The sequence below is a fragment of the Rhodoblastus sp. genome (genome assembly GCF_041915505.1).
In the GTDB taxonomy this organism is placed as follows: Bacteria; Pseudomonadota; Alphaproteobacteria; order Rhizobiales; family Beijerinckiaceae; genus Rhodoblastus.
On record NZ_JAYSBG010000044.1, the window covers coordinates 1 to 16471 of the forward strand.

A 16471-nucleotide genomic window follows, 5' to 3' on the forward strand; every position below is an offset into this window, starting at 1 on the left:
CGTTTCCGCACCGGCCATCTGATCGACGAAAAGGGAGTCGGCGCGCAGCCGAATCTGCACTGATGCTGATCCCCTGTCCTTATTGCGGCGCGCGCGACGCGCAGGAATTTTCCTATCGCGGCGACGCCACGCTCACCCGCCCGGATCCGGCCGCGCCCGACGCCGCCGACACGTTCCACGATTACGTTTATCTGCGCGACAATCCGGCCGGCCCGCATCGCGAGCTGTGGTATCATCTCGCTGGCTGCCGGCGCTGGATCGAGGTCGCGCGCGACACCCGCACCCATGAAATTTCCGGCGCGTTTTTCGTTGCGGAGACGCGCTCATGAGCCGCCTCGCAACAGGCGGCCTGATCGACCGCGCCGCGCCCCTCGCCTTCAGCTTCGACGGCCGCGTCCTGACCGGCTATGCCGGCGACACGCTCGCTTCCGCCTTGCTCGCCAATGACGTGAAGCTGGTCGGGCGTTCGTTCAAATATCACCGCCCGCGCGGCATTGTCGGCGCTGGAACCGAGGAGCCGAACGCGCTGGTCGAATTGCGCTCCGGCGCGCGGCGCGAGCCCAACACCCGCGCCACCACGACCGAGCTTTACGACGGACTCGACGCCGCAAGCCAGAACCGCTTCCCCTCGCTCGATTTCGACCTGATGGCGGTCAACGGCCTGCTCGCGCCCTTTTTCGGCGCGGCCTTCTACTACAAGACCTTTATGTGGCCGAAGGCCGCCTGGGAGAAGCTTTACGAGCCGGCGATCCGGCGCGCCGCCGGCCTCGGTCGCGCGTCGGAAGCGCCCGACCCGGATTCCTATGACAAGGCCAACGCCTTTTGCGACCTGCTGGTGATCGGCTCCGGTCCGGCCGGGCTGATGGCCGCGCTGACCGCCGGCCGCGCCGGCGCGCGCGTCATTTTGGCCGATGAGGATTTCCGTTTCGGCGGAAGACTGTTGAGCGAAAAAACCGCCATCGACGACGCGCCGCCGACGGCCTTCGCCGAGCGGGTTTCGGCTGAATTGCACAGCCTGCCGAATGTGCGGCTGATGCGCCGCACGGCGGTCTTCGGCGTTTACGACGATTGCTATGCCGCCATCGAGCGCGTCAGCGATCATCTGCCCGCGCCCGCCCCCTTCCAGCCGCGCCAAATCCTCTGGCGCATCGTCGCGAAACGCGCTGTGCTGGCGGCGGGCGCGCTCGACCGGCCCATTGTGTTCGGCGGCAATGACCGCCCCGGCGTGATGCTGGCCGCTCCCGCGCAAAGCTATGTCAATCGCTTCGCCGTCGCTCCCGCACGAAACATGGCCTTTTTCGGCAATCACGACGCGCTCTGGACTACCGCCTTCGATGCGCTCGACGCAGGCGCCGAAGTCGCGGCGCTAATCGACACGCGCGATGCGGTCGCACCGGCGCTCAGCGAGGGCGCGAAAAAGCGCGGCCTGCGCGTCATTCTCGGCGGCGAGGTCTTCGGCACCCAAGGCAAGGTTTTGCGATCCATAGACGTCTATGCGCAAGGCAAGCAAGAGCGCCTCGCGGTCGACGGCCTCGCCATGTCGAGCGGCTTCTCGCCCAATGTCCATCTCACCTGCCACCACGGCGGCCGCCCGCAATGGCGCGAGGACATCGCGACCTTCGTCCCCGGCGCCTGCCCGCCCGGACTGAGCGTCGTGGGCGCCGCCAATGGCGCCTATGCGCTCTCCGCCTGCCTCGCGCACGGTGCGGAACAAGGCGCGCGCGCCGCCGCCGAACTCGGCTTCGCCGCCCTCGCCATCGAGCCCCCGCGCGCGCAAGACGCGCCTTTTTCCATAACGCCGTTCTGGCATGTCGAAGGCTCGAAAGGCATGGCCTTCGTCGATTTCCAGAACGATGTCGCCGCCAAGGATATCGTGCTGGCGAACAAGGAAGGTTTCGTCTCGGTTGAACATCTCAAACGCTACACCACGCTCGGCATGGCGACCGATCAAGGCAAACTGTCGAACGTTCCCGGCCTCGCCATCCTCGCCAAGGCGCGCGGCAAAACCATTGCTGAAACCGGCACCACCATGTTCCGGCCGCCCTGGTCGCCGGTCGCGCTCGGCGCCTTCGCCGGTCATCATCGCGGCAAGCACTTCCGCCCCGCCCGCCTTACGCCGACCCACACCCTCGCCGAAGAACACGGCGCGGTTTTTGTCGAGGCCGGCCCCTGGCTGCGCGCAGCCTATTTTCCGCGCCAGGGCGAAACGGATTGGCGCCAAAGCGTCGAGCGCGAGGTCAAGGCGGTGCGCGCCTCCGTCGGACTGATCGACGTCTCGACTTTCGGCAAGATTGAATTGCAGGGGTCTGACGTCGGCGCGATGCTCGACCGCGTCTATATCAACCGCTTCTCCAATCTCGCCATCGGCAAGGCGCGTTACGGCGTGATGCTGCGCGAGGACGGTTTCGTGATGGACGACGGAACCACGGCCCGACTGACCGACGACCGCTGGATCATGACCACGACCACCGCCAACGCCGGCAAGGTCTACGAGCATCTGGAGTTCTGCCTGCAAGTGTTGTGGCCCGAACTCGACGTGCGCATGGCTTCCGTCAGCGAGCAATGGGCGCAGATCGCCATCGCTGGCCCGCGCGCGCGCGGCCTGCTGGCGCAGATCGTGGACGATCCCGCACGCGTTTCCGCCGAGGCATTGCCTTTCATGGGCGCGCTGGAAACGAGTCTGATGGGCGGTCTCGAGGCGCGAATCTTCCGCCTCTCCTTCTCGGGCGAACTCGGTTACGAAATCGCGGTTCCTGCCCATGAAGGCGAGCGGCTCGCGCGCGAATTGCTGCGGCTCGGCGCCGAATGGGGCGTCACTTTCTACGGCCTTGAAGCGCTCGCCGTGATGCGCATCGAAAAGGGCCATGTCTCCGGCCCCGAACTCAACGGCCAGACGACGGCAGGCGATCTCGGCTTCGGCCGCATGGCCTCGACCGCCAAGGACCATATCGGCGCCGTCATGGCGAGGCGCCCCGCGCTGACCGATTCGCAACGACCGGGCTTCGTCGGCCTGCGCCCGGTGGACCGCGCCCAAGTGCTGCGCGCGGGCGCGCATTTTCTGGAAAAAGGCGCCGCCGCGACCACCGAAAATGACATCGGCTATCTGACCTCCGCGACGATCTCGCCCAGTCTCGGCCATTCCATCGGGCTCGGTTTCATCCAAGGCGGCGCAACGCGCATCGGCCAGATCGTCCGGGCCTGGGACGGCTTGCGCGGCTCGGACATCGAAGTCGAAATCTGCCCGCCCGTTTTCCTCGATCCCGAAGGAGCGCGCCTCCGTGGCTGACCTGCTCGCCTCCCCGCCACTCGGCCAACACTTGCCCACCGGCCGGTTCGGCGCGCCCGGACCCGCCGGCGTCATTCTGAACAGCCTGCCGCTGTCGGCCTGCATTCTCGTCGCGGGCCGCGACAAAGCCGCGCTGCGCGCCGCCATCGCCTCTCATTTCGGGATCGAGCCGGAAGATGCGCCAAAATATCAGGCGACCGATACGGCCTCATTCATCGGAACCGGACCGAGCCGTTGGCTGGTTCTCTCCGTGCAAGACAATCTGTTCGCCCGCCTCGAACAGGCCGCCGGCGCCGCCGGATCGGTTTTCGAGCAAAGCGGCGGTCTGGTCGTGCTGGAGGCCGCGGGCCCGGAGCTGCCGCGCACGCTGGCGAAACTGATCCCGCTCGATCTCGACCCCGCCATCTTTCCCATCGGCGCCGCCGCGACGACTAATGCGGCTCATATCAATCTGACGCTATGGAAAACGGAGGAAGGCTGTTTCGCCTTCGCCGTCGGCCGCTCCTTTTTCGCGGCCTTCCTGCGCGCCTTCGCTTGCGCGGCCGCCGAATTTGGGCTCGATTGGCGCGGGTGATTCAAGGAATTGTCGCGTGGCGATGAAAATCGAGCCGGCCACTCTGCAAGGCCGGCATGTGCTGCTCCGGCCTCTCGCGCCGGATGACGCCGATCAACTGACCGAAGCGGTGCGAGACGGCGAACTCTGGCGCCATTGGTACACGACCGCTCCCGAGCCGGAAGCCATGCGCGCGGAAATCGCGCGGCGGCTGTCGCTTCAGAACGCCGGATCGATGCTGCCCTTTACCGTGGTTGAACCCACCAGCGGCCGCGCGGTCGGCATGACCACCTACATGAACATCGACGCCGCGCATCATCGCGTCGAAATCGGCTCGACATGGTACGCGCGCTCCGTACAGCGCACCGCGCTGAACACCGAGGCAAAACTTCTATTGCTCGGCCACGCCTTCGAAACGCTCGACTGCATCGCGGTCGAGTTCCGCACCCATGCGCTCAATTTCCAGAGCCGCAAGGCGATCGAACGCCTCGGCGCCAAGCTCGACGGCATCCTGCGCAACCACCAGCGCGCCCGCAACGGCACGTTGCGCGACACCTGCGTCTATAGCGTCATCGCCTCGGAATGGCCGACCATCAAGGCGCATCTGCGCTGGCAGATCGACAAGCCGCGCGACGCTTGAGGGTCGTTACAAACCGTCATGGCTGGGCTTGTCCCGACCATCCACGCCATGCCGTTCGCATCGACGACTCAATTTCGTAGCGGCCGCCAAACGTGGATGCCCGGGACGAGCCCGGGCATGACGCGCCTTCCTCATACAGCCTCTCGCGACCCGCGCAGCCTCCCCCGGCGCAGCCAGCGGCTCGTCTGGAGCGGCCTCCTTCAGATCGACCCCAGTCCGTTTCAGCCGCAAGGCCTCGCGCGCCAGCCAAACAAAAATAATTCATGTAAGGAATATATGCGCAGCCACCGCTTGGGTGGTGTGATCGGAGGGAGAGGACGCTTTCGCCGGCTCGCCGGCTTTCTTCTCCCCCTCCGATCAGCCCCCTTACAGGCTTTGCCGGAACGCCTCGAATTTCGCGCATTGCTCCCGGTCGAGTTCGCGCGCGGCGTCACGCCGGACGAAGACCTTGAACATGACCTCGCCCGCCGCATCGAGAAATTGGACGGAGCAGGATCGTCGGCCGAACAAAGCGCGATCCACCAGCCAGATGGAGCGGCACGCGTCGCCGCGCAAATGGCCGCCGAGCGCCGCGCCGCCGGCGAGGTTAAAATAGCCGTGGCCCCAGCTTCCCCGCGCCAGCGCCGTCCGGATCTCGAAAACGCCGTGCGCATTGTGGATCAGGAAGAGAATCTCGCCCCATTCCGCCAATTCGGCCCAGACGCGCTCGAAAGCCACGCCTTTCGCCTCGACCGCCTCGGAGGCCGGCAGCAGAGCGAGCACATCGCTCATGCTGAGGCTGTGCGTCCGGGCCAGTTCCTCCAGCACGCCGTCCGGCTTGGCCTTCAGATCCCTGCGGGCGTCGAGCAGCCGGTCCGAGAGGCTCTTCAGAGTCTCGCGCTCGGCGATCACAGCGCGGCCTCGACTTCGCGCGGCGGATTGGTCAGCGCCTGAATCACGTCGAAGCCCTCGAATTGCGGGTGCCCCAGCGTCATGGGCTCGCGCTTCTCGGCATTGGCGTGGGAGGCGCGGAATTGCGGCGAGCGGGTCCAATGTTCGAAATCCGCCTTCCGCGCCCAGAGCGTATAGGAGGAATAGAGCACGTGATCCTCGGCTTCCGCGCCGCGCAGCATGTGGAAGGAAAGGAAGCCCGGCAATTCGTGCAGGTTGGACTGCCGCGTCAGCCACATGTTCTCGAAGGCGTCGGCGCGGCTCTTGATAACCTTGAACCGGTTCATGGCGACATACATTGCATTCTCCTCGATTGGCCCGCGTCAATGCAGGCTGTAGTTGATGGCCGCGGTGAAACTGAGCTTCGCGCCGGGCGGCGCATGTGGGAAGGGCGCGGCGCGACGCACCATGGCCAGCGTCGTCTGGTCGAGCAGGGACGAGCCAGAGGAGCCCGCCAGCGACACGCTCTGAACGCCGCCCGAAGGCGACAGCACGAAGGAAACGATCGTCCGGCCCGTGACGTCCCGATCCTGCGCCTGCGATGGATATTGCTTGAAGCGCGCGAGATGGGCCAGGACTTCGCCGCGCCAGTTCTGCGACGCGGCGGCGCCGGCCGAATCCGGGGCGCCCTGCGTTCCGCCCCGCACGGCGGCGACGGTCCGGCGCGTCTCGGCGCCATGGCCCGACGGGTGATCGGCCGCCGCCTCCTTGCGCCGGGGATGCGGCGGAGCGCGTTCCGCATGCGTCTCGGCATGTTCCTTGATCCGTTCCTTGACCGGCTCCTTCATCGGACGCGGCGGCGGATTCGGGCGGGTGGGCGCGGCCGGCGCCGCATCCGCTTTCGGCGGCGCCCGCGTCACGATTTCCGCCTGTTCGGCTTCCGGCGCCGGCGCGACCTTGGGAGGCGGCGTCTCCGGCGCAGACATGGATTGCTGCGGCGGCTGGATTTCGGCCTGTGGCTTCTCCGTCTCGGCGGCGGCCTCCGGCGCGGGCTTGTCTTCCTCGGGCTTGTCTTGCGCGGCCGGCGCCGGCTCCGCCGCGACGCTTTCCTGCTGGCTGGACGCGATGAAGGAAACTTCCATCATCTCGCCGCCGCGCAAGGCCTCGGCGCGCTCCACGGCGCCAAGGCCCGTGACGATCAAGACCAGCCCGCCGAGATGGCCGCAGACCGAGAGTGCGAAAGCCCGGCTCGGGAGCCAGCGCGCCGGCGCCTTGTCCGACACACGCTCGGCGTCGCGCAAGACCCGCGGCGCGGCGCCGGAGTCCTCGTGCCTCGCGAGGGAAGGACCGCATGGCCAGAATGGTCCCGCCGTCGGCTCGCCGCTGTCGATCTCGATTCGCGGCGAGGCGGACGCGGCGCTCTCCGCCTCGCGGGCCGTGAGACGGGGCGCCTCTGCCTCGCGCGCCCTCGCCTGCGCCTGAACCGCGCCGAGCGGCGCGCGCAAGGCGCGCCATGGATTGCATTCAGGATTGGTCAGAGCGATCACGGCCGCGGCGCCTCCCCCCACCGGATCATTTCGCCGCGAATTTGACGCTCACGGAGAGCTTCGCGGTCAGGCCGGGGCTTGGCTCGGAATCGAGATATTGGATGTAATTCCGATTGAACAGATTGGTGATCGTCAAAGCGCTGCTGATCTGGTCGTTGTAGGCGTAATTGGCGAACAGATCGACGAGGCCGTAAGACGCGGTGGGCGTGGTCACGCCGCTCGCGCTGGCGGCGACCACGGTGAAACGCGCGCCGGCCGTCAAGGTCTGATCAAGGAAGCGCCAACCGCCGGTGACGCTGAAGCGGCTCGGAAACACGGTGTTGAGCGGCTCGCCGGTCGTCACATTGTCGCCGTGGATGAGCGTCCCCGAGAAGGAGGCGAAGCCCTCGTGCCAGTCATAGGCCGCCTCCGCCTCGAGGCCGGAAATCTCGGCCCGCGCGACGTTGAGATATTGGTAGGACTGGATCGGGAAGCACAGATAGGGCGCGCGCGAGCACACCGAGGACGGCATGCCCGGAATGAAGGACACCAGATAAGCCGGCCCGACCGCCTCCATGTCGATATAATTGGAGATCTTGTTGTCGAAGGCGTCGATCTTCGCGCGGAACTTGTCGCCGGCGCGCAGGATGTCGTCATATTTCAGATTGACGCCGCCTTCCACATCATAGGCCGTCTCCGGCATCAGATAGGGATTGGGCAGGATGTTGAACGCCGGAAAGGGATGCGTGCCCGAAATCAGCGTTTCCGTGATCGTCGGCGCACGATAGCTCTGCGCATAGGTCGCGTAGAATTCCACGCCGTTGAACGGCGTCACGCCGACCGTGATCTTCGGCGAGATATGATCGCCGCCGGACGAATAGGGTCCGCCGTTGAGCTGGTAATTGTCATAGCGCACGCCGCCGAGCACGCGCAGCCAACCGCCGTAGCGGACTTCATCCTGAATGAAGGCGCCCGTCAAAGCACGATTGCCCGATGGCGTCAGCGCGCTGATGAAGCCGCCCGCCGCGTCGGTGGTGGTCACATGGTCCCAGGCGCCGTCGCCGCCGACCGACACGGCGTGATCCGTGTTGGCGAGTGAGAAGCGCGCGGTATTGACGACGTCGAATCCGAAGGTCCCGATCTGGTCGGTCGCCTTGGCGCCGGCGACCGCGCCCAGCGCCGCATAGGTCGCGTCCGGCGCCAGCAGGGTCTGGATATTTTTCGTCTCGGTGTAATAGGTCTTCACGCTCAGGTCGAACAGCGGCGCGTCCGGCCGATTGAAGCGATAGCCGAGCGTATAGGTCCCGGCGGTGACATCGTTGTTGAAGCGCGGGCCGTCGCCGCTCGTCCCTTGATTGGCGAATTGGTAGTTCTGCGTCAGGGCGGTCGCGGAAATTTCCTGCCCGTCCGCCGGACGCACGTTCAATTTGGCGAGGCCGCCGACCAGATCCGAACCGGTGTCGGGCACGATGTTCCCGGCGCCGTCCGAATAGGACGAACGGTTGCGGTAGACGAACTGGCCGAAAAGATCGGCCGTGGAGCCGATACGGACGCCGCCCGCCGTGCTGGTGAGCAGATTCTGCCCGTTCGTGCCCGCGCCGATGGTCTGCAGCACGCCATATTTCTCGTCGGGCTTCAGAATGTCGTTGATGCCCAACGTCCGGAAGGCCACCACGCCGCCGATCGCGCCGGAGCCGTAAATATTGGTGACCGGGCCGCGGGTGATGTCGGCCTGCGCCAGGAAGGCCGGTTCGAGATAAAAGGTGCCGTTCGCGTTGTGGCCGGAGATCTGGTAGTCCTGCCGCGCGCCGTCCACCAGCACGTTGACGCGCCCGAAATCCTGCACGCCGCGAATATTGATCGACTGGCCCGGGTCGTTGGCCGATTGCTGCGACGACACGCCCGGAACGTTCTGCAGCATGTCCGCTATGCTGGAGGGCTGGAAGCGCTGCATGTCGGTGCGCGTCACCACGCTCGCGCCGGCCATCGTGTCGATGGTCTTTTCCTCGGTCTTGGTCGCGGTGACATTGATCGTGTCGAAATCAGACGCGTCGCCGCCCGTCTGCTGCGTGTTCGCCGGCTGTGCGGCGGCGCCGAGCGGCAGGGCCGCCAGAACGAATGGCGCGGCGACCAGATGCGGCGTCACGAAGCGCCGGACGCCCGGACGCAATCTTGCTGAAACCAACCTCTTCATATGTGCATGCCCCCAACCGAACGTCATGTCTGGCTGGCTGGGCGTCGCGCCTGGCTGGCTCATTCTCGGAATGTCACAGGGCCGGCCGCGCCGGACTCGCCTGGTTCGCATAAATTGGGGGTCAAGATACGGGCCCGGCAAGAAAGAATCTAAATTTTAGAATAACTCTAAAAAGTGCGGCCAAAATTGACCGGGCGCGCCAGGGGCCAATAGTCCTTCTCTCAATAATCGCCGGAAGGATGGGTCTGGTTGATGGAAGACGGGCCGCATTCGAACAAAATCATGCAAGACAAGGCGCATCTGACGCAAAGCCGGAAGAAGAAATCGGCCAATGGACGCACTGGCGCGCCATCGCCGAGGCCCTCTCCTTCCGAACGGCCGGCCGGTCTCGAACTGGACGCCCGCGCGCTGCTTCAAGGCGCGCGCGAAGTCTCCGTGGTGCTGGACGGCGAATATTACCGGCTTCGCATCACCTCCAACAACAAGCTTATCCTGACGAAATGAGGCGGCCATGCCCGAAACGATGAAAACAGCGGTCCTGCGTCCGCGCCTCATTCTCAAGCCGTTGCTGGCGCTCGCCATGCTGGCTTCGGCGTTCGCCCCCGCCGCGCGCGCAGCGGAGCCGGAACGGATCGTCGCCATCGGCGGCGCGCTGACCGAGATCGTCTATGCGCTCGGGCGCCAGGACGCGATCGTCGCCGTGGACGCGACCAGCCTCTATCCGGAACAGGCGCTCAAGGATAAGCCCAGCGTCGGCTATTTCCGCAATCTGGCGGCGGAGGGAATCCTGTCGCTGCGGCCGACGCGCGTCCTGGCCGTCGAAGGCGCCGGGCCGCCCGCCGCGCTCGAAGCCGTCGCCAGTTCCGGCGTTCCTGTCGTCCGCATCGCGGATACGCCGAGCGCCGAGGGCGTCGCCGCGAAGATCGTCGCGACGGGCGTGGCGGTCGGCGCGCCGGCGGAAGCGCGCGCGCGCGCCGAAAAGATCGCCGCGCGTTTTGCGGAGCTGGCCAGGGAGCGCGAGAAGATCACCACGCCGAAGCGCGTCCTTTTCGTGATCGCCGTTCAGAACGGCCGCCTGCTGTGCGGCGGCAAGGGAACGGCGGCCGACGCCGTCATCCACCTCGCCGGCGGCGTCAACGCCGTGGATTTCGACGGCTACAAGCCCTTGACCGACGAGGCGCTGGTCGCGGCCGCGCCGCAGGCGATCGTCGCCATGTCGCGCGACGGCGTGATCGCTTCAAACGCCATTCTGGCGCTGCCGACGGTGGCCCAGACGCCGGCCGGCCAGAATCGCCGCGTGGTCGACATGGACGGCCTGTTTCTCATCGGTTTCGGCCCCCGCGCGCCCGATGCGGCGCGCGCCGTGATGGCCTTTCTCTATCCGTCGCTGGCCCCGGAAAAATGGTCCAAAACGCCGGCAGGCGCGCCCGCCGCCGCCCGATGACGTCGAACGCGCCCGCAACGACGCAAGCCGCGCCGCCCGCGCTCGCTGGCTCCCGGGGTCGGGACGCCCGGCGCTTCCCGGCCGCGCTGGCGCTCGGCGCGGCGGCCTGCCTCGTCGTCGTCATTCTGGGCCTTTGCGTCGGCGCGTCGCCCATCTCGCCGTGGCGCGTGCCAACCATCCTGTGGACGACCTTTTTCGGCTCCGGGGCCGCCGCGACCGATAGCGAGGCGTTCATCATCGCCGGCCTGCGCCTGCCGCGCATCGTACTGGGCCTGGAGATCGGCGCCGGCCTCGCCGTCGCCGGCGCGCTGATGCAGGGCCTGTTTCGCAATCCGCTGGCCGATCCGGGACTGATCGGCGTTTCGAGCGGCGCCGGCCTCGCCGTCGCGGCAACCATTGTGCTCGGCGAAAAGGTCTTCGGCGCCGTCTCGCTATTGGTTCCTTTCGTCGCCTTGCCCGTCAACGCCTTTCTGGGCGGTCTCGTCGCGACGCTGCTCATCTACGCCATCGCCACGCGCCAGGGCCGCACCTCCATGGCCGTGATGCTGCTGGCGGGCGTCGCGCTCGCCTCGTTCACCGGGGCCATGACCGGGCTCTTGTCCTATCTGTCGGACGACCGGCAATTGCGCGATCTGAGCTTCTGGTTCCTCGGTAGCCTGGGCGGCGCCAACTGGGCGAGAACCGCCATCGTGTCGGCGATCCTGCTTCCGGCCTTCCTGGCCCTGCCCTTTCTCGGCCGGGGCCTGAACGCCCTCGCCTTCGGCGACGCCGAGGCGTTCCATCTCGGCATCCGCGCCGAACGGGTCAAGGCGGCGGCGATCCTCTGCGTCGCCCTGATCGTGGGCGCCAGCGTCGCGGCGGCTGGAGCCATCGGCTTCGTCGGGATCGTCGCCCCGCATCTGGTGCGGCTGACGACCGGCGCCGACCACCGCACGCTTCTGCCGCTTTCCGCGCTCTGCGGCGCGACCCTGCTCGTCGGCGCCGACGCTTTGGCCAGAACCATGCTCGCGCCGGCCGAACTTCCCGTCGGCATTCTCACCGCCAGCATCGGCGCGCCGTTTTTCCTCTGGCTGCTGCTGCGCAGCCAGATCTGGAGCGAACAGGGATGAGTGTCTTTCTGGAGGCCTCGGCGCTCTCCTTTTCGGCGCGCGGCCGGCGCCTCGTCGACAATGTCTCGCTCCGCCTCGAATGCGGAAGCCTGACGGCGATGATCGGCCCGAACGGGGCCGGCAAATCGACTTTGTTCCGGCTGCTGACCGGCGAGCGCGCGCCTTGCCACGGCGAGATTCTCGTCTCGGGCGAGCCGCTCGCCGCGATGGCGCCCTGGCGTCTCGCCGAAAAGCGCGCCGTCATGGCGCAAAACGCGACGCTCGCCTTTCCATTCCGCGCGCATGAAGTCGCGCGGCTCGGCCTCGCCGTGGTGGGGCGGCGATTGCCCGCCGCGCGGATCGAAACCATTCTCGCGGCCAGCTTGTCGGCCGCCGGCGTCACGCATCTCGCGGATCGCGACTACCAGACGCTTTCAGGCGGCGAACAGCAGCGCGTTCGCTTCGCGCGGACGCTCTGCCAATTGAAGGCGGGACAGGCGGTCGGCGAAGGACAGGCGCTGTTCCTCGACGAGCCGACTGCCAGCCTCGATCTGGAACACCAGTTCTCCTTGATGAGCGCGGCGCGGGCGCTCGCCGAAGAGGGAGTCGCGGTCGTCGCCATCGTTCACGACCTGAACATTGCTGCGGCCTTCGCCAGGGAGGTCATCGTCCTGTCCGACGGAAAAATCGTCGCCCACGGACGCCCCGGGGCGGTGCTCACCGAAACGCTTGTCGGCGATGTCTTTCATGTCCGCCTACGTGTGGTTTCCGATGCCGAAACCGGCCGCCCCATCATCCTGCCGCAAGGATATTGAGGCCGGGGCGACCCCAGAACAAATTCCGGGACTTTTTGCGTCCATTCCGGGAGTTCGGGCCTCTTTCATTCCCAAAACGCAAAAAGCCGCGTCGATCTGGACGCGGCTTTTGAGGGTCGGCGCAAGCCGCCATGGACAAGCCCGGCCATGACGTGTCCGCTTCACGTGGCTTCTTGCGACCCGGCCAGCCGCGTCAGAACGCCTGCCGCGCCGCCGCGCGGATCTGCTGCCCCTCGAACTCGCGCCCCGCCGTACTGATCATATATTCGAGCTCGAGGCTGGTCGCGCCATGGGTGACCGCGCGCAACGACAAGCCGAGCGAGATCGTATCCTGCGCCATCGCGGTCCCGAAGCTCGAATAGCCCGGCGCGACGCCGACGAGATCGGCGTAATTCAGGTTCTGCGCATAGCCGCCCTGGAAGGCGTGGGTATATTCCACGCGTCCGCCGGGCGTCAGAACGCCCCAGTTCATAGGGATCGCATAGGAGGCGCGGGCGCCGAGCACGCCGGACAAGGTCGTATCGTTCATCGGATCATAGCTCAGCGCCCAGATGTCCGACCCGGTTTCGCGATAGCCGTCGAGGAACATCCGCACCGCGTCGAGACGCATATAGGGCGAGAGTTTCAGGGCGTCCCACTTCAGATCCTGCGTCAGGCTGATCGAGCCATAGGCTTCCGTGCCGTTGCGGACGCCGTCGAGCATGATTAAGCCATCCTGCGACCAGCGGTGGTTGTCGAACCGCAGCGCGCCATAGCCGGCGATGGCGTCGAGGAACATTCCGTGTCCCAGCTTCAGGCTGGAATAAACCGTCGCGCTATAGGCGGTCGCATTGCTGGACGAACCCTGCGTGCCGACGCTGGTGTTGTCGAAGCCCATGCCGACGGCGACGCCGGCCTTGAGCCGATCCATGACCTTGCCGTCCATGCCGACGGTCACGCCTGACGAGGTGAAATGGTTGTCGACCGTGCCGTCGCTGCGCAACTGACCGAAGCTGAAAGCGCCGGTGGCCCAGACGTGGAACGGCAGCACGCCGCTCTTGTCGATCGCCTGGAACGCCGCCGGCAGCGCGCCGGACACGCTCTGCACCGCGCGCGAGGCGTCGCTCTGCATCAGGCGTTGCGAGAAGGCGTCGACGCCGGTATAGGCAAGCGCCGGCGAGCCGTTGGGAAGGCCGGCCACGGTCCCGCCGCCAGGGATTCCGCCGCCGCCAGGCCCCGCGCTCCCGAAGACGCCTCCCGCGCCGCCGAACGAACCCGCGCCGGGCAAGCCCGCAATCGGAAAATTACCGCCCGTGGGTCCTCCAGACCAGCCGCCGCCGTTGGGGAACAGGATCCCGCCGGGCTGCTCGCCTTTGTCCTCGTCGTCCTCGTCGTGCATCTGTTCGAGGCGACGGAACGTATTGCCGATCTGCGTCTGGCCATAGCGCGCCGCCATATTGACCTGCGCCTGGATCAGCCCCTTCACATCGGCGTTGGCGCTTGGATCGGGCCGCGCGGCCACGGTGACGGAGGTCGAGGTCGAAATGGCGCCATTGTTCGCGTCGCCGCTATAGGTGGCGACGATCGAATGGGCGCCGGCGCTCAGCGAGGACGTGCTGATTCGCGCAACGCCGCCGGCTAGCGCCGCCGTGCCGAGAACCGTGGCGCCATCCTTGAAGACGACCGAGCCGGTCGGCGACATGCCGCCGGAAACATTGGCCGTGAATGTCACCGCCGTGCCGAATAGCGGCGTCGTCGATGAGGCCGAGAGCGCAATCGCGGGCGTCGCCTTGCCCACGGTCACCTGCGCGGCTGCGGCTGTGGCGGGATTATTGTTGTTGTCGCCGGAATAGCTTGCCGTGATCGTATGGACGCCAACCCCCAGCCCAGCCGCCGTCACGCTCGCGGCGGCGCCGCTGACGGCGCTGCTGCCGATCGACGCGCCATTGTCGTAGAAGGTCACTGTCCCGGTCGCGGCGGCCGGGGTGATGCTGGCGCGGATCGTGACCGGCTGCCCGAAGATCGCCGACGCATTGACGCTCAACGTCACGGTGCTTCCCGCCTTGTTGACGGTCCCCAGCACCGAGCCGGAGGAAGCGACGAAATTGGCGTCGCCGGAGAAAGCGGCCAGGATGGTATGGGTGCCCGCATTGAACGACGGCACGACGAGGCTCGCCGCCCCGCCTGAGAGCGCGACTGCGCCGAGCGTCGTTCCGCCATCGCTGAACGTCACCGTTCCGGTGGGCGTGCCGATGGCGCCGCCATTCGCCGAAACGGTCGCGGACAAAGTGACGGCCTGTCCCGACGTCGCCGGATTGGGCGTCATGACCGCCGTGACCAATGTTCCGCCCTGGTTGACGACCTGCGAGCCCAGCGCCCCGGTCGCGGCGTTGAAATTGCCGTCGCCCGGATAGGACACAGTAATGGTGTGAGCGCCCGGCGCGAGGGCGGAGGTCGAAAAAGTCGCCGCGCCGCCCGAGAGCGTCCCCGTGCCGATGGGCGCGCCGCTGTCGAGGAAGGTGACCACGCCGCCCGGCGTCGCGGCGGCCGGGGCCACGGCCGCGACATGGGCGGTGAAGGTGACGCTCTGGCCGAATGCGGCCGACGGCAGCGAGCTGGTCACGGACGCCGTGGCGGCGCCCTTGCTCACGACCAGCGGATTGCTGGCGAGCGCGCCCGATCCGGCGTTGAACTTGCTGTCGCCGGCATAGGAAATACTGATCACATGGTCGCCGACCGCAAGCGACGAGGTCGTCAGCGTCGCCACGCCGCCCGACAGCACGCCCGTGCCGATTGCGGACCCGCCGTCGAGGAAAGTCACCGACCCTGTCGGCGCGCCGGTCGCCGGCGCGACAGCGACGATGGTCGCCGTCAACGTGACCGATTGACCGAGACCGACGGGGTTCTGCGAGGCGTTCAGCGCGGCCGATATGGCGCCTTTGCTCACGACCTGCGAACTGGCCAGACCGCCCGTGCTGACATTGAAATTCGTATCGCCGCCATAAGAGGCCGTAATCGTGTGATTGCCGACCGACAGGGCCGACGTACTGAAACTCGCGACGCCGCCCGAGAGCGTCCCGGTTCCGATCGTGGCGCCGCCGTCGAGGAAGGTCACGGTCCCTGTCGGCGTCCCGCTCGCGCCGGACACCGTCGCCGTGAACGTCACGGTCTGGCCCGGAAGGGAAGGATTGAGCGAAGACGCCACAACCGTCGTCGATGCGGCTTTGTTGACCACCTGAGTCAAGCCGCCCGACGCGCTGGAGAAACTGCTGTCGCCATTGTAAGTCGCGGTGATCGAATGGTTGCCGCCGGACAGAGCAGAAGTGGTGAAACTCGCCACGCCGCCGGAAAGCGTTCCCGTGCCGATCGACGAGCCGGAATCATAGAAGGTCACGGAGCCGGTCGGCGTTCCCGTCGCCGGCGCGACAGCCGTAACATGCGCGGTAAACGTGACGGCCTGCGCCACAGTCGAGGGATTGACGGACGAGGTGACAGCGACATTGGGCTGTGGCGGCGCCGCCGCCACATAATTGACTCGGGTCTGACTGCCCAGTTGCGTGCCGCTGACCGGCGTCGAATTCGCCATCAGATTGAATTGCCCGACTTCGACGACAACGCCCCCCGCGACGGCATCGGTGGCCTTCGTCGTGTAGTTGCCAGTGCAGACAACGGTCTGGTTGGTGTCGGTGTTGCTGGCCGGCGGCGGACAGCTGACCGATACGCCAATGGCGCTGGTGATCGACAGGCTTGAAACGACATAACCGCCGGAATTGAACGTATAAGTGAAATGAAGAACCTGCCCCGCGGCGGAATAGGTCGTCGGGTTGACGGAGACCGACAGGCTTTGCGCCTGCGCGCTGTTGGCGACGGAGAGGCCGATCATCAAGAGCACGGCGGTGAAGATCGCGCGTGGCGACGACGCCAAACGGTCCCGGCCCCACTCGCGCAACGCGCACGCTATCGCTCGCGCGCCATGACGCGCGTGTGTTGTGATGTCGAACAAGAAATCGCCCCCGCGAAAAGCCCACCGCAAGCGAGCGGGCTATCTAGAGCGTACCTGTTTTCGATAAGCAATT

At 66.7% G+C, this 16471-nt stretch carries 13 protein-coding genes; 8 read left to right on the top strand and 5 right to left on the bottom strand.

Going from position 1 to position 16471, the window contains the following annotated elements:
* The first annotated feature begins 62 nt into the window (after nt 1-62).
* The 4 genes from ACE3S9_RS05005 to ACE3S9_RS05020 are packed head-to-tail and all read left to right on the top strand — an operon-like array spanning nt 63 to nt 4479.
* The gene (locus tag ACE3S9_RS05005) at nt 63-329 is read left to right on the top strand and encodes a sarcosine oxidase subunit delta (protein WP_374545338.1); all 267 of its coding nucleotides are present in this window, start codon (nt 63-65) and stop codon (nt 327-329) included.
* Entirely contained in the window at nt 326-3286 is a 2961-nt protein-coding gene (locus ACE3S9_RS05010; protein ID WP_374545339.1) for a sarcosine oxidase subunit alpha family protein, read from the top strand. The genes ACE3S9_RS05005 and ACE3S9_RS05010 overlap by 4 nt, the downstream gene beginning before the upstream one ends.
* Complete coding sequence (locus tag ACE3S9_RS05015; protein ID WP_374545340.1) at nt 3279-3860, top strand: sarcosine oxidase subunit gamma; 582 nt, start codon at nt 3279-3281, stop codon at nt 3858-3860. Before ACE3S9_RS05010 ends, ACE3S9_RS05015 begins: the two co-directional genes overlap by 8 nt.
* Before the next feature lie 22 nt (nt 3861-3882).
* Complete coding sequence (locus ACE3S9_RS05020; RefSeq protein ID WP_374545350.1) at nt 3883-4479, top strand: GNAT family N-acetyltransferase; 597 nt, start codon at nt 3883-3885, stop codon at nt 4477-4479.
* Between the two features lie 366 nt (nt 4480-4845).
* Here the strand turns inward: ACE3S9_RS05020 and hutX are convergent, their stop codons facing one another.
* Genes hutX through ACE3S9_RS05040 form a run of 4 tightly spaced genes read right to left on the bottom strand, consistent with a single transcriptional unit; the run spans nt 4846 to nt 9069 of the window.
* Nucleotides 4846-5370 carry a heme utilization cystosolic carrier protein HutX gene (gene hutX / locus ACE3S9_RS05025; RefSeq protein WP_374545341.1) on the bottom strand — a complete coding sequence of 175 codons (525 nt, stop codon included), beginning with the start codon at nt 5368-5370 and terminating at the stop codon, nt 4846-4848.
* Entirely contained in the window at nt 5367-5708 is a 342-nt protein-coding gene (locus ACE3S9_RS05030) for an antibiotic biosynthesis monooxygenase (RefSeq protein WP_374545342.1), read from the bottom strand. Before ACE3S9_RS05030 ends, hutX begins: the two co-directional genes overlap by 4 nt.
* 24 nt (nt 5709-5732) lie before the next feature.
* Nucleotides 5733-6896: a TonB family protein gene (locus tag ACE3S9_RS05035; protein WP_374545343.1), complete on the bottom strand. Its 1164-nt coding sequence runs from the start codon at nt 6894-6896 to the stop codon at nt 5733-5735.
* 25 nt (nt 6897-6921) lie between these two features.
* Nucleotides 6922-9069, bottom strand: a complete 2148-nt coding sequence (locus tag ACE3S9_RS05040; RefSeq protein ID WP_374545344.1) for a TonB-dependent hemoglobin/transferrin/lactoferrin family receptor — start codon at nt 9067-9069, stop codon at nt 6922-6924.
* A 282-nt stretch (nt 9070-9351) separates the two neighbouring features.
* Between ACE3S9_RS05040 and hemP the strand changes: the two genes are divergently transcribed.
* From hemP to ACE3S9_RS05060, 4 genes are read left to right on the top strand one after another with little or no spacing between them, the layout of a single operon-like run.
* On the top strand, nt 9352-9573 hold the full coding sequence (hemP, locus tag ACE3S9_RS05045) for a hemin uptake protein HemP (protein ID WP_374545345.1): 222 nt from the start codon (nt 9352-9354) through the stop codon (nt 9571-9573).
* 7 nt (nt 9574-9580) lie between these two features.
* A complete protein-coding gene (locus tag ACE3S9_RS05050; RefSeq protein WP_374545346.1) occupies nt 9581-10513 on the top strand; it encodes a hemin ABC transporter substrate-binding protein in 933 nt (310 codons plus the stop codon).
* Nucleotides 10510-11622, top strand: coding sequence for a FecCD family ABC transporter permease (locus tag ACE3S9_RS05055; RefSeq protein ID WP_374545347.1), 1113 nt, complete (start codon nt 10510-10512; stop codon nt 11620-11622). The genes ACE3S9_RS05050 and ACE3S9_RS05055 overlap by 4 nt, the downstream gene beginning before the upstream one ends.
* Nucleotides 11619-12416, top strand: a complete 798-nt coding sequence (locus ACE3S9_RS05060) for a heme ABC transporter ATP-binding protein (protein WP_374545348.1) — start codon at nt 11619-11621, stop codon at nt 12414-12416. The genes ACE3S9_RS05055 and ACE3S9_RS05060 overlap by 4 nt, the downstream gene beginning before the upstream one ends.
* A 193-nt stretch (nt 12417-12609) precedes the next feature.
* Here ACE3S9_RS05060 and ACE3S9_RS05065 read toward each other — a convergent pair whose 3' ends face one another.
* Entirely contained in the window at nt 12610-16320 is a 3711-nt protein-coding gene (locus tag ACE3S9_RS05065) for an Ig-like domain repeat protein (RefSeq protein WP_374545349.1), read from the bottom strand.
* Between the last annotated feature and the right edge of the window lie 151 nt (nt 16321-16471).

Coding starts and splice junctions, on each gene's coding strand:
- ACE3S9_RS05055 (WP_374545347.1), top strand. CDS start 10,510: ATGACGTCGAACGCGCCCGCAACGACGCAAGCCGCGCCGCCCGCGCTC.
- hemP (WP_374545345.1), top strand. CDS start 9,352: ATGCAAGACAAGGCGCATCTGACGCAAAGCCGGAAGAAGAAATCGGCC.
- ACE3S9_RS05010 (WP_374545339.1), top strand. CDS start 326: ATGAGCCGCCTCGCAACAGGCGGCCTGATCGACCGCGCCGCGCCCCTC.
- ACE3S9_RS05020 (WP_374545350.1), top strand. CDS start 3,883: ATGAAAATCGAGCCGGCCACTCTGCAAGGCCGGCATGTGCTGCTCCGG.
- ACE3S9_RS05060 (WP_374545348.1), top strand. CDS start 11,619: ATGAGTGTCTTTCTGGAGGCCTCGGCGCTCTCCTTTTCGGCGCGCGGC.
- ACE3S9_RS05005 (WP_374545338.1), top strand. CDS start 63: ATGCTGATCCCCTGTCCTTATTGCGGCGCGCGCGACGCGCAGGAATTT.
- ACE3S9_RS05040 (WP_374545344.1), bottom strand. CDS start 9,069: ATGAAGAGGTTGGTTTCAGCAAGATTGCGTCCGGGCGTCCGGCGCTTC.
- ACE3S9_RS05030 (WP_374545342.1), bottom strand. CDS start 5,708: ATGTATGTCGCCATGAACCGGTTCAAGGTTATCAAGAGCCGCGCCGAC.
- ACE3S9_RS05050 (WP_374545346.1), top strand. CDS start 9,581: ATGCCCGAAACGATGAAAACAGCGGTCCTGCGTCCGCGCCTCATTCTC.